The 13,859-nt window shown below is 43.9% G+C and carries 8 protein-coding genes; all 8 read right to left on the bottom strand.

Features of this window, described 5'->3' with window-relative positions; all coding sequences use genetic code 11:
- Nucleotides 1–185: 185 nt before the first annotated feature.
- On the bottom strand, nucleotides 186–842 hold the full coding sequence (locus tag HUW48_RS08425; protein WP_182415023.1) for a hypothetical protein: 657 nt from the start codon (nucleotides 840–842) through the stop codon (nucleotides 186–188).
- 134 nt (nucleotides 843–976) lie between these two features.
- Nucleotides 977–1,312, bottom strand: coding sequence for a hypothetical protein (locus tag HUW48_RS08430; RefSeq protein ID WP_182415258.1), 336 nt, complete (start codon nucleotides 1,310–1,312; stop codon nucleotides 977–979).
- Nucleotides 1,313–1,887: 575 nt separating this feature from the next.
- Nucleotides 1,888–5,445: a PVC-type heme-binding CxxCH protein gene (locus tag HUW48_RS08435; RefSeq protein ID WP_317173780.1), complete on the bottom strand. Its 3,558-nt coding sequence runs from the start codon at nucleotides 5,443–5,445 to the stop codon at nucleotides 1,888–1,890.
- A 1-nt stretch (nucleotide 5,446) separates the two neighbouring features.
- Nucleotides 5,447–6,697, bottom strand: coding sequence for a GDSL-type esterase/lipase family protein (locus HUW48_RS08440; RefSeq protein ID WP_182415259.1), 1,251 nt, complete (start codon nucleotides 6,695–6,697; stop codon nucleotides 5,447–5,449).
- A 1,485-nt stretch (nucleotides 6,698–8,182) separates the two neighbouring features.
- The gene (locus HUW48_RS08445; protein WP_182415260.1) at nucleotides 8,183–9,055 is read right to left on the bottom strand and encodes an alpha/beta hydrolase family esterase; all 873 of its coding nucleotides are present in this window, start codon (nucleotides 9,053–9,055) and stop codon (nucleotides 8,183–8,185) included.
- A 174-nt stretch (nucleotides 9,056–9,229) separates the two neighbouring features.
- The gene (locus HUW48_RS08450; RefSeq protein WP_182415261.1) at nucleotides 9,230–9,715 is read right to left on the bottom strand and encodes a GyrI-like domain-containing protein; all 486 of its coding nucleotides are present in this window, start codon (nucleotides 9,713–9,715) and stop codon (nucleotides 9,230–9,232) included.
- 389 nt (nucleotides 9,716–10,104) lie between these two features.
- Nucleotides 10,105–10,617 (bottom strand): hypothetical protein, encoded by a 513-nt coding sequence (locus HUW48_RS08455; RefSeq protein WP_182415262.1) that lies wholly within the window; start codon nucleotides 10,615–10,617, stop codon nucleotides 10,105–10,107.
- Nucleotides 10,614–13,211, bottom strand: a complete 2,598-nt coding sequence (locus tag HUW48_RS08460; RefSeq protein ID WP_182415263.1) for a thiol protease/hemagglutinin PrtT — start codon at nucleotides 13,209–13,211, stop codon at nucleotides 10,614–10,616. Before HUW48_RS08460 ends, HUW48_RS08455 begins: the two co-directional genes overlap by 4 nt.
- Between the last annotated feature and the right edge of the window lie 648 nt (nucleotides 13,212–13,859).

A 13,859-nucleotide genomic window follows, 5' to 3' on the forward strand; every position in this document is an offset into this window, starting at 1 on the left:
TTATTTACTGGAATTTCATTAACCAGTTATTGATTCAACTATAGACCAAAACTCACCAAGCCTGCTGGCCGGTGAGTTTGCGGTTGGGTTTATTGGATTGGATTAATTGGTAAACGTACAGAAAAGTTGGTATAAAAAAGTAAATACGAAGCTTATGTTTCTCAGGTATTTACTTGCATTCAGAGTTAAAGGGCATACGGGAAATTACGGGAGACTTTGCGCATCATGCGCTCAACCATGTCGTCGGTAGAAGAAGTAAAGTCATCGTCCATGGTCTTAAAAAAGCGCCACAGCAGCTCCCCATCCTGCCCGTTGTTGATGGTCATGGTCAGCGAACCCGAACCCGTCTTGCCGGCATAGCCGCCGAACACCACCGCCGTGGCCAAAGCCGCGCCATCCGAGCGCGTCTGCTCCATATCGAACTTACCGCTGATTACCGCATCTACGCCCAAGGCTTTGGCAATCTCATCTCTAGTAAACTCCTTTAACTTGCCGTACATGCCCGCTTTCTGGAGTAAGATGTTGGTTTTCTCCACGTCCTGGAAAGTAACCGAGTAGGATTTGGCTTTGCGTAACAGGTAAGTGTACATGCTGCTTTGAATGTTCTGGGCTAATGTGGCTTCTTGCTCCTGGTGGGCTTCGGCACTAAAGTTCTTGGGTTGTTTGCGGTAGGTGATCTTGGCTTCAAAAGGCAGAATAGCTACGGTTTGGTGTTGCTTGATAGCGGTGGCTAACTGAGGACTAGCAAAGATCTGCTTGGATCCTTCGCCCAGCAGCACCTGCGCCGAGCAAAACAAAGTAGTAGCTAAGAAGAAGCATAAGAAAGTACAAAAGGTTTTCATAGAGTTAGTTTAGAAGTAGGTTTAGGAGAGTTTAACTGAGTTAGGGTTTAGGAAGAAAGAACAAGGAAGCAGCAGGTACTTAAAAGAGAGCGGACTTACGGCTCCGTTCTAGTAGGTTCAGAAAACCCAAAGGCTTAGTTGCTGGCTTTCGTGTTCGTCTCCTCCTTGGTGCTGGTGGTAGCTTTAGTGCTGGAGTTGGTGTTTGAGTTCGAGCTAGAGTTAGAGTTCAAGTTGGTACTGGTTTTCTCCTGGGGTTTGTAAATAGCACCGGTGGCAAAATCGACGGCTAAGCTGGGCCAGAATAAGAGCACATCGGCTACAAGGGCACCGATCCGGATCTCGCGTTGCGGTTCACCGGCGGCAGGACGGGTTTTCTGGTAAGCGGTTACTTTGCCCCCGAACAAGGTAGCACAGCTCGACATGGAAACGGTAAGTAAAACAACAGCGGCTACTTGAGTAATCTTTTTCATTTTCATTTTAGGGTTAAGGATGGATGATTAATCGTTCTGTTTTTATAGTTAAGTATTTAGTTTCTCTTGAATGATGCACTGGAAGAACAAGACAAAGGTACTACCACCCACTACCCGCAGGAAATAAGCTCCATTGCTCATTTTTATAGGTAGTACTGCTTAATTGCTAGTCGTACAGGAGATTGTGTCAGGTTAATTTAGAGGGAGTATGGATGGATTTACTTTTTTTTACGAGCATCTTCAATTTTTGAAGGTCAGCATCCAGAATTTTCCAATAAGACACTAGAACTGATTGCTTTTCCGAAAATTACTGGTTGCACCTAAAAAGAGTTCAATCAAATAAATAGCAACTAGCGAGGCCATTGAATTATTAGCTTTCAGCAGACAAAGAACCAAGAAAATTGAAGAGGTTTTTACTAAATTTTAATTAGAAAGATAACAGAAGAAAATTCAGGTTTATCTATTTAAAGCCGATTGCGAAGGAATTTAAGAGAAAGGCACTTTTCAGGGTAAAACAAGAGAAGCCGGCGTTTACCGGCCGGCTTCTCTTATTAATTGTTAGTGTTAGAATTTTTTTATTGCCCCATAACCAACCTGGTTTGCGCAGGAGAATTTTTAGCATCCTGTAAGTGTACACTCAAAGGGCCTTTCTGGCGTACACCCCTATCAATAGCCAATGTAATATGGTGAACTCCTTGAGGAAGGTCAACCACCACACCCTGGTCGGCCAGTTTAATTGGTTTTTGGTCAACCCAAGCGGTGATACCGGTAGTGGAGTTAATAGCCAAGTCCACATTTCCTTTGCTCAGCACTTCTACCCCAAACTTAACAAAACTATATTGTTGGTTAGATTTTCCTTTAATTACCGGAAGCTCCTCAATAGGCAGGTGACCAGACACGGTGCTATAAGCGGGTTTAAAAGGCGTTTTTGCATTTGCTTTTAAAATACCACCTACCCCTGCATCACTAATCTTTTGGGCCAGGTCTGCATTGCCCGGCACAGTTTCCCATCGCCGCACGTACCTGTCGGTAGGCACCCGAAATTTACCTGATTCGCCTAGCTTTGATAGAAAACCCACCAGGTTCATAAATTCTTCTTTTTCCAGACCAGCAGTCAGGCCGGCTGGCATAAGCGATCCGGGTATCTTCTCTATTTTGTCGATTTGGCTTTTGGCTACGGGCACACTCATGCCGGTAACATCCCGCATCACTACTTCCGATGCCCCGTTACTTACCAGGTAGCCCATCATCTCACTGCCATCTTTTTTTACTACCCGTTGCAGTTCGTAGCCTTCTTTAATTGATTTGGTGGGGTAGAGAATGGAATTAATTATAGTTTCGACCGGTGAACTGGTTCCTAGGCTGCTCAAGTCAGGACCGATCAAACCTCCGGCTCCGCCAATGGCATGGCAGGTCACGCAATTGCTTTTACGGAATATGGCTTCTCCTTTAATGGGATCAGCGCCCCGGTTAATCTGGATAGCCAGACCCTGGATTTCCTGACTGTTAAGCTGTTGGGGCATTCGTTCCACAGGAAGCACCCCACCCCAGGCTTCGAGGGCTTGTTGCAACAATACAATGTCTTCGCTTTTTTGCCGGTGCCAGGGCACCTGTCGTTGTACAGCCAACCGGGCAGCCTTTGCCATATTTACCGGAATCTTTTTAGCCTTCAGAGTCCCGGCAAGCACCTGAGCGCCTTGCTTATTGGCAATAAAGGCCTGGAAAAGCTCAGAAACATCGGTCTGCTCTGGCATAATCCGCAGCAAGTCTACTGCCAGGCGGGCTGCTTCCGTTACATTCACCTGAGCCAATTGGGCAGTAGCTAACAGCCGTAATTCCATGGGGTTTTTACCACTAGCCAAGTCCATTAATAACTTTTCAGCTTTAGTATCGCCCCAGGTAGCAATAGCGCCCAAGGCGGCTCTTTTAATGTCTTTATCTCCCTTCTGGATTAAACTGGTCAACCGACTGGTCATTTCCTGCAGGCGCCAGTAACCTACCAGTTGCAGAGCATTAATGGCGGTAGGTTCATCTTTACTACTAATAAAACTGGCTATACGGTTCAGGTTTTTGTCTGGCTTTACTCCCCGCTGGCGGGCCGCATCCACTAAAGTCGCGAGTTGGGCTGCAACTCCTTTCTCTTGCTTGGCCTGGCCTTCTACTGCCATATTAAAAAGTACATTCAGGTCGGCAGCTTGTCCCCGCTTGGCAATGGAATTAAGCACATCTTTGGAGTACTCTTCGGGTACCTGGTTTTTTTGGTAAAGCTGAACCAGCTGTGTAACAGCCTCCTGATTGTTTACTGATTTAAGGGCAAAGGACGTTTTGCGGGCATCGCCGAAGAAATCTGGTTCCGTCTTTAATCGTTTCACCCAAACAGGTTCAAGCTCGCGGGTGGTCTGCCACAAAGCATAATCCAGGAACTCGTCCATAGGTTTGTCTAAAACCGATAAAGCTGTTTTTGCGGCTTCTGCCGTTTGGGTTTTCCGTAAAGCAATAACAGCTTCCAAGCGTACCAGCGGATGATTATCAGCAACTGATTTAGCCAGCAGGGCGGGTACATTGGCCACTTTATTATGCCAGAGTTGAAGGGCTCTGAGGCCGGCTGCCCGGGCCTGGTGGCTTTCTGCGTTTATTAAACGCAGCAGCAATGGCTCGTTTACTACATCCAGCGATTGGTAAACCCATAAAGCTTCGAGCAACTGGTGTTCGTAATCAGTATTATTTTTGTCCAGGCCATCCACCCATTTTTTTAATTCCAGAATTACATTTTCTGCTCCGCGGTCCTTTAGTACCTGCTTGGCTTGGGCGCGGGTCCAATCCTCGGGTAACTTCAAAGCTTCTAATAGTTCCTGCACTGAGGCTTTGGTTAATTGTGGTTTCTTGACCAGAGGTCGGTTTTTAGCCACAATGCGCCAGATACGGCCATGCTGCTGATCCCGGCGCGGATCATGGAAATCTACTTCTCCGTGCTGAATGATGGGATTGTACCAGTCGGCTACATAAATAGCGCCATCCGGACCTACCGAGATATCTACCGGCCGGAAAGCCACATGATCAGTCCATAACAAATCCTCTACCTGCTTGGAAGCATAGCCGCTGCCTTGTTCTTCTAACCGAAAGCGGTTGATCCGGTTAGCCCGAAAATCATTGGTAATGACACTTCCTAGCCAGGATTCGGGTAAGTGTCGTCCGGAGATAACATCCAACCCGCAATGTTTGGGTTGGCCCGGGTTCAGGCCGCGGATAATTCGTTCGGCACCCGGACTGGTTACAAAAGTTGCTCCGGGAAAAGCATAATTAATACCTTCATTACCGGCACCATCCGTCAGGAAAGTCTGCCCCCAGCGGTCAAACTGAAGCCCCCAAGGATTGATCAAACCTTTGGCATATATATCCAGATTCAAGTCTTTCGGTCGCAGTTGCCACACACCACCGCCTTCGAGCCGTTTAATTCCCGCTGGAGTTTCTACGTGGCTGTAGATATAAATGGACTGGTTGAAATAAAGTGTTCCTTCCGGTCCCCAGCGGAAGGTATGGATCAGGTGGTGGGCATCGGCCGTTCCAAAACCGGTTAAAACCTTGCGTTTTTTGTCGGCTTTACCATCCCCGTTCGTATCGGCAAAATGCAGCAACTCGGTGGAATTAGCTACGTAGCAGCCGCCATCGCCCGGTAGAATGCCGGTGGGAGTAAATAAGCCTTCGGCAAAAATAGTAGATTTATCAGCCTTGCCATCACCATCCGTATCTTCCAGCACATATATTTTATCGTTAGCTTCTTCCCCGGTTTTCAGGTGCGGATAGGCTTTGCTACTTACCACCCACAATCTGCCATCGGCATCCCAGTTCATCTGAATAGGCTTGGCAACCATGGGCTCGGCGGCAAACAGGCTTACCTCAAAACCATCGGCCAATTGAAACGACTCCAGTTCTTCCTTCGGATCCGGATAATCTTTGTCTTTTTCCTCGGTTGCCATAGCCGTTACCAGAACTATGGCCGGGATGGTTAAAAGCCCACCCAAAATTTTTAAAGGCCAACCTGCTAATAAGAAACGTTTGCTGCCCATTGATTTTTTTAGGAAACCAGAGAATCCGGAAATGGTGATATCTTTATTTACATTTATCTTTTTCATGCTACTTTACCAAGGTAAGTTGATACACCTTTGACTTGGGCGCGCGGTTTAAGGCAATTTGTCCTTCCAGCCAGGTAATAATATAACTTAAATCATCTAAGGTTTTTACATGGCGGCCTTGCTCATAAGAGCGGAAACCCAGAATATAGGTCTTGTTCAGGGGCCGGTACTGTTGAAAAAACAAATCATTTTTCTTAATGATCTTTTCGCGTAATTCTTCCGCCTGACTGAAGGAAGCCCCTTGCCGGATAACCACCCCCTCTTTCCACTTATTGGCCGAGGCGGTGATTACCTGGGAGTCGTCGGCAGTTAAGGTGTAAATGCCTTTTTTCAGACCGGTTATCTTTACTACTCGTGCTTCTTCTGCTACTTTCTCTGACTGGTGGGGCAACGGAAGCGGTAGTATTCTTTCCTCCACGGTAAATTTCAATGCCTCCTTATTACCCGAATCCAGAATTTTAGCCGCACTCGTGGCTGTAGCAGTGTGTTTGGCAGCATCAATAGTAATCGATTCCTGGCGGGAGGTTAAACCCAATCCATTTTCGACTTCAGCCGCCAGATAGTAATAGCCGCTTTCATTCAGATGAATGCCGTTGTCGGATAAGGCAACTTCCTTGTTCCGGGCTAGCAGCGGTTTAAAAACATCGATATACCGCTTGTTTCGCTCGGCAGCCGTTTTAGCAATGGCAGATCCATATTTTTCCAGCATGGCATTGCGACTTGCCAATTCCTCCGGAGCTAAGGCCGATAGTACCGGAATAGGCGATAGAAGAATAGCCTTTGCTCCAAGCTGCTCAATTTTGTCTAGTAGTTTGTTTAAACCCTCCTGAAAGTGAGAAAGGCCGGCTTCGCCTTCCTGGGCCTCAATTCCCCCATAGGCAATAAACACCACCGTAGGCTGGGCTTTAGTCAGTTGATCCATCATCAGATCATAGGGTGTCGGTGGGTTGGTGATATAGCTGCGAGCCTCGCCCCAAACCGTATCGCCGGTCCATCCGATGTTGCGATAAGTAACATTGCGGTTGAGCCACCGGGTGGTAAGGGCCAACTCCAAGTAGCCGTACTGCAAGTCATTCTCAAACAAGGAGTTTCCTATAAAGACTACCCGGTCTCCATCTTTGAGCTCAAAGGCTGAATTGGGGGCTTCTACATTGGTTTGGGGTTTATTTTGCGCCAAAACGGTAGGAGAGGGTAAGGTAAGGCACGCAAACAGGATACAACTAAGGGTGGAAGATAACTTTAGTCTTCTCATTTATTTGGTTGATAGGTAATTTTCATGAATTTATATTATGGCTGATTCACCTGGTAAAATACTATACAGGTGCACCGATTTAAAAGAGCATATTAATTAGAAAAGTAAAATTATCAATCCTGTTGTATCCTGTATAAAGCAACTATCAGCGAGTTTTTAAATTTAAATTCGATGGATAAAGTTAAAGATAAGTAATTGGCTTTTAATAAATATATAGTTATAATATCAGCATGAATAATTTCTTCTTATTCTATTGAAAGATAGAGGTAATTAAAAAATGTTGCTGAATTGGAGCTGTTTTAAGAGTTAAGAATTTAGTGAAAACGAGTTAAATAATTCTTTTAATCAGGAGGAATATATTGAGTTACGTAGCAGAATAGTTTTCTCCAGAAGATATATTATAGGAGATGGGGATTTACTTTAAATTGATGTTGCTCAAGTAATTATTTAAAAGGCAATTAAGTAAAACTAATTTACTTTATAAGCTATTGATATTTTAGTATTACAAATCGTATCAAAAAGTTACTATAGATTTGCTTGCTAGTAAGCGTTTTCTGTGGAGCCTTTTCAAGTCTCCAGGCGGCGGTGCTAACTTGTTTGAACCGGTTAAGTTTGCCTCGTGGCCGGCGTGCCTCGTTTGGCTCTCTCGGGCAGTTTAGCGAACCTTGGCTCGTTGCACGGCGCCATGCTGCTTTGCAGCACCAGAACGCTAAAAGGCCCTCCATAGCCAAACTGGTGTCTGTTGCTCTTAGCTACTGCTTTTCTTCCCCATCTGGTATAATGAAGGAGGAGGAAAATGGTTTTTATAGGCTGCTACTAATTTTAAGAATTAACGGAAAGAAACTCCCTGGTTCTACTTCACCGCTCAGAAAATGTTGATAAATTCGGTTTAATACAATCTCATACTATTAAAAAAGTAAAAACAGTAGCTAAGAATAATGACAGCAGTTTGGCTGTGGAGCACCTGCTAGGCTTCCGATGCGAAGCATTCCTCAGACGGAGTCGAGGAAAGGAAGTCTAGCTAGTGCGGAAGAGCCAAACGAGGCCCGCCGGCCATGAGGCAAACTTGAAGCGTCAAACAAGTTAGCACCGCCGACTGGAGACGGGAACCGGCTCCAAAGAACAACATCAATGTTTGCTATAGCAAAACTGCTTACTATGGGTATAAAAAGGTATTAACCTTCCATTACTTAGAAGATATTTTAGCCTTTTATAAGTTTATTCATTATCGGTTAATTTCCGCAACCATTAGTTCGTTGGCAGCTCCTATAAGGGGATCACGACGCCACCTTAACCCAAATTATTTACTTTTTTTATAAATACGAAACAGGTTCTTATACTACATCTAATAGCTTGATATTGGTATAGCTTTACTTAGTTAAAGAAAAGGGTTCGGCTTACTTGTAACAAGTTGCGTGCATAAAACTCCATGAACCAGGTACAAAAGCCAGTTCTGAAATAACTTCTCTGAAAGAATTAGATTTACTAATTAGCTTTTATTTGCCGGGAAAAGAATTGCCAGGATTCAGTAAAACCGTCTATGTCTTCCGGAAAATTATGTTCGCCGCCTTTTACTTCTAAAAGCATTACTTCAGGCTTATTTTTTTCTTTGTAGGTGTAGCGGGTAATGGTTTGTTTATTACTGGGAATTTTGTCGGGTACATTTTCTATTTTGGGTTTACCCTGATAACCAGCTAAATCGGCAAAATAATGAAAAGAGTTGTTACTAGACCGCACGCTGCCAAAGGAACTGCCGTTTACGACCATTGGGCCACCCAGGTAAGGATTAATAGGGTCTTGGGTGCCGTTGCTAATCATCACGGCAACTGGTTTTTTAGTTTCTATACAATCTAAATTAGGTGGGTCGGGTAAATTCGCCACAAAAGCACTAATACCTTTACATTTATCCGGCATGGTCAGGGCCAGTTTATAAGCCATGTGTCCGCCTCCCGACAAACCAATTGCAAAAAAACGATCTTTGTTTACGCCGTATTTTTGCGTGAAATACCGGAGCATGGCCTTAAAAAAGGCTTGCTCGTTAATATCTTCCTTGTTGGCGGCGCTAGTCGCGGCTTTGCGACACTCGTTCCAGTATTTTTTATAACCATCCGGATATACCAGGAAAATAGGTTGCTTGCCGGATTGATTTTCTAAACTCTGCGCCGCTTTAATCATGCCTTTTCCATCCCCACCGGAGCCGTGCAAGACAAATATCAAATTGTAATTTTTGGTATGTGTTTTAGGTTGGTTGAAATGAAATGTCCGATAATGGTTTTCAACTAAAACCGAATCAGTTATTACCTGACACTTTGCTTCTAAAAAGCTTATAAGAGTTATTAGGAGACAAATACTTTTCATATTCCTGTTTTGAGTTGCGCACCTTTCTTAGAAAGGTAATAATACAATTCTATTTATTAGAATGTATGAAAAGTTGAAAAATAAATAAGCGTGTCTAGTAGCCTAAAATATTAGCCGAATCAGCTATTAAAAAAATTAATACTCATGTGCCTACTTGATATTAATCAAGCCGGATCAAACTTTTAATTTAATAGGTATATAAATTTCTTCTTCCGAATCAGGGTCTTCGTTTTTGTATTTTTCTCCTAAAATTTCGAAATGCGGTCTATTATCCAATAAGTAGTCAGAGGCCGGTAGCCAATTTTTGAAAATATAACGGAAGAATTTTTCGCCGTTGCTGGCGGCTCCTTTATACGTAAAAACGGCGTATTGGGCGCCTGGTAAAAGAAAAGATTCCATGCCCTCGGGTATTTCCGACCAGCCGGAAACTTCTACGGCAGCCCACTTCTCAAATTCTGTTTGTGGATTACTAAAATCGACTTTTAAGGACGAATCGTAAACCTGCATGGAAATCAAGTCTGAATTTACTTTATTTTTTATGGTGTACCGTTGCGGCATAAAAGATCGCCATAGTTCGGCAGTTCGGTTGTGGGCAAAGCTCATATGCAGGTGCTTACCAATTAGCTTCTTTTCGGCTATAAACTCAATGCGTGGTTCCATTCTCTGGATTTAAATATAAATTATAACAGGTAGAATTTGCTAATTACCTAAGCTGATATTAAAAAAGCCAACCCGGTATATTTAAGCCGTAGCCTGAAGTATTGAAATGTTATTTATCGGTTTATTCACGCGGAAACTTTTTGGATACGTAGCTTAATAGCTTCCTCCTGAACACCTAGGCAAAGGAGTTAAATAACTCCTTTGCCTAGGTGTTCTTTTCTCATCTCGAACGCACGATAATAACTTTGCTCATTTAGTAAAAAAGCCCTAGCTGCGGATTTTAGTAAAATTTAATCCGCAGCCAGGGCTATAAAAGAATAAGAAAATAATTTCAGCAATGCTAAACTTATTATTTTGTATTATTTAACGGAATAAAAGTAAAGTTGTATTTAATTCAGGGTTTTACAAGGGGCTAATTTTTGCGCAATAAAACTGTTTAGGGTAGTTTCTAGGGAAGTAAACTGATTGCGGTTACCGCAGTGGCACATATACTGCAATGGCTCTTTATCAATTATCCGGGTTTTTAGTTCTTCCAGGCTGGGAGCTTGCGGTAAAGCTGCGTATTGCTCAAAGGTATAGCTGGTAAAAGCCACATTTTGATTAATGCCCTGGTTATCGAGTAAATACCCATCAGCTAGCATTAATGGCTTTACCTTATTGCCCCGCTTCGCAATATCTTGCGGGTGCGGGTAAGAGGCTATCCCGGTTTTGTCCAGAGTTAAAATAACGGCTACTTTGTCGGTATAATCTTGTTTGGTTTTGTACACAATAGTTGGCGGTCCGGCCGAGAAATCCAGTTGGTTACCGGTAGTAGCAGCGGCAGAGTTTTTCATGCTTTCTTTCGGGCTTTGGCAGGCTGCCGCCAGAAAAGTAGTGGCAGCCAGATAATACGTTATTTTCATTGCTTTACGATTTTTTGTACCTGGTAACCGGTTTTAGAAAGCGTACGGAGCAAGTAAACACCGTTCGGTAACGTAGATATATCTACCTGGGCTGTGCCTTTCGGAACAGTCATTATTACTTTGCCGGTTAAGTTGGTGAGCTCGTAGCGGGTATATTCTTTCTTTTCGTGCAGGTGCAGCACGCCGGATGTAGGGTTCGGGTACGCCTGAACGGCCAGTTCTTCATAGTCATCTTTGGTACCAGTAACTTGTGATTGTTTTAAGGTTATTTCCAGGGCGTATGTACCTGTTTCACCCTGAAAGTACGGCGATACCGAAGCATAAATAGTTTTACCGCCTTCTACTTCCACAGTTTCCATTTCCTGGTCGTAAGCATCGGTCCAGTTTTCTCCGTCATCCGATAACGAAAACAGCACATCGTTGGTGTAGGTTTTACCATCTTTAGACTCGTACGAGTCGTTTACCCGGGCGCTGATTTCGTATTTACGGCCGGCCGGTAAGGTTATTTTGTAATAATCGTAATCCGTACCCACGTGTATATTGGCCTGGGGAGTAGTTACCTTGGCCGTGTTGCCGGTAAAATTCAAGGCTAGTGGAGCCGCATCTTCTACGGTGTTGTTTTCTTCGTATTTATCCCCGCCAATGGGAGCGGCTTGTACTACCACCCGAATTGGGTTAACGTAATCTTCGGAACCAGTAATACGCCATTTATCGGTATCTGTATAATGAAGCACGGCCATTAAATAGGTGCCGGGCTCTACGTCCAGTTTGTCATTAGTAAAAACTACCTCACCGGTTTTACAATTTTTACATAATTGATCTACTTGTTTTTGCCCGATTTCAAAAGCAAAATTCCCTTCCAGATCGTATAAATTTAGGGCTACTATTCCGTTAAAGGAAGCTTTGCCTACATTTTGAATAAAGGTACTCACGGCTATTTTTTTGCCCTGGTACACTTCCTTGGGTTTCTGCACCGCTACTTCTTCGTATAAATTTAAATTATTCTGGTTAATTACTTCCAGGGTAACGTGGTCGGAGTAGAAATTACCACCTTTTAGTTGTACCCATTGGCCTTCGGCTTTATGGAAAATATACAAGTCGTACACTCCAGGCAACAGTGACACCATACCTTCGGTTTTAAAAGTAAGTCCATCTGTATAATGATAATCGGGTGCTAATCCGTCTTCCGCAATGGTTTGTATAAAATCAATAAAATTACCATTCTCATCGAAGGCAGCTGCGCCGTACTCTCCTTTAAAAGTGCCTTTACCATTGTTGTGAATATCGGTATGTACTGTAAAAGGATGGCCAAAACTTATTACCGGAGTGCTAATGGTGACATCATCGTATAATTCCAGTTCGGCAATTTCTTCATTTGGGTTTTGATTCGGGGCTTTAATGCCAATTAAGGCTTGCTGGTTGCTGTTATAACTACCCGTTCCTCCGCCGGTTCCCTGACCATCGGGGTTTAAGGCAGACAGAGCAAAGAAACCATCGTAGTAACCACTCCAACCCCAGTTCATGTGAAACAAATCGTTCTGGTCGTACCCGTCGCACACAAAGGCATGCCCCCCGCCATTGCCAAAACCCGCGTACAAAATAGGTTGGCCGTTATCTAATTCGGTTTTCATTAAATTTATCCATTCTGAATCAGAATAATCCCGGCGTTGTACACCTTTAACGTCTTCGTAACCAAAATACGTTTTTAAAGCATACTCAGAATTATGATCGCCCTGACTGGCTGCCGAAATAACGTAAGCACTGCTACCACCGGTAGAACCTACCCCGTAACTCATATCCACGCTGATCCCCACGTCGCGCATTAGTGTTGCAATAGCAGTGTTGGAACCGTTTATACTATTGGGCATATTATCCCAATCATAAGTAGTGTTACTGAAGTTCGCCGAAAGGGTACCGTATTTTTCGTGGTTGTAGGAGTGGAAGCCGCTGCCCCGGGCAGGATATTTCCAGTAACGCATAATTTGCGCCATGGCCGTAGCCACGCAACCCGTAACGGCGCGGTCGTTCGCATCGTTATCGTACGGGCAAAGTTCGTTGTAATAAGGCGATTGATCCCAGGTAGTTGAAACTAACGGATCTACTGATGCGGCTAAGGTAGAGTGGGTGCGCGCATATGGAGCCGTTCCTTCCTGTAAAGCTTTCCAGGCGCGTTTGGTTTTTTCGTTGCTGTTATTTTGCTTAGCGGCAAACCGGATTTCGTTTTTATACCCTTCCAGCCATTTAGCTAAGTTGGTGGGCATTTTGGCTGTATTAAACGTACCCGTACGGGTATAACCTAACACCGGCTTTACATTGTCGTCGGCGGAAATGAAAACCAGGCCGCCCGTAGGCTGGGAAGCAAATACATAATAAAAGGTAAAGGGCGTTTGGCGGGAATTAGAATTGATTTGTTTAGATACTTCCTGGTGTACCAGATTTAAAGTTTGCTGGCTTTTACCGTTTATAGCAGTGGGAGCTACCTGTGAGAAAAAGTTAGCGGCTACCCGTTGTGCATCTTCGGCGGGTACGTGTTTGGCCGCGCCGCTGAACCAACTGAAGCAGCTAATCAGGGCGAGAAAGTAAATTTTTTTCATGTTTGGATGGAGATTAAGTGCTTAGGTATGTTTAAAAAATACTAAGAATAGTTCAATGTTTCAAAAGTAGAAAAATGACTTTATTCAGTCAAGTGTATTTCAGGTTATGGTTAAAATATTCATTCTGTTGCTTTTACCTTTTTAGACTACTGTTGCAAAAGTAATTTAGGGCCAGGCAGAAGGGAATAGGTTTTGTTGCTCATTTATCTGGGTAGTACTACCTAGGTATTCTTACCTGGAACCTTTTCAAGTCTCCAAGCTGCGGTGTTAACTTGTTTGAAACGGCTAAGTTTGCCTCATGGCAGGCAGACCTCGTTTGGCTCTCTCGGGCGGGTCTAAGCTTCCTTTCCTCCTAACGTCGGAATTCTGCTGCGCAGAACCAGAACCTAAGAAGGCCCTCAATAGCCAAACTGGAAATGGTTGGTAGTAGCTGCTGTTGTTCCTTTCAACTATTGCTGTTTCATTTTGATTAGTACTGTTTTAAATTTACTAAATCTAGGCAATTTGAAATTTGACAGAAGCGGATATCCCTTCCTTAAAGCCTGTTTTAAATTAAAGTATCAGGAGAAAAGTCCCCCTTCGGAAGGTGTTAGGGGAGGAAAAAGGACCTGAAAACTAATTGAGCAGTAAATTAGCTTTATTGGCTTC

This window comes from Adhaeribacter radiodurans, assembly GCF_014075995.1.
GTDB lineage: Bacteria > Bacteroidota > Bacteroidia > Cytophagales > Hymenobacteraceae > Adhaeribacter > Adhaeribacter radiodurans.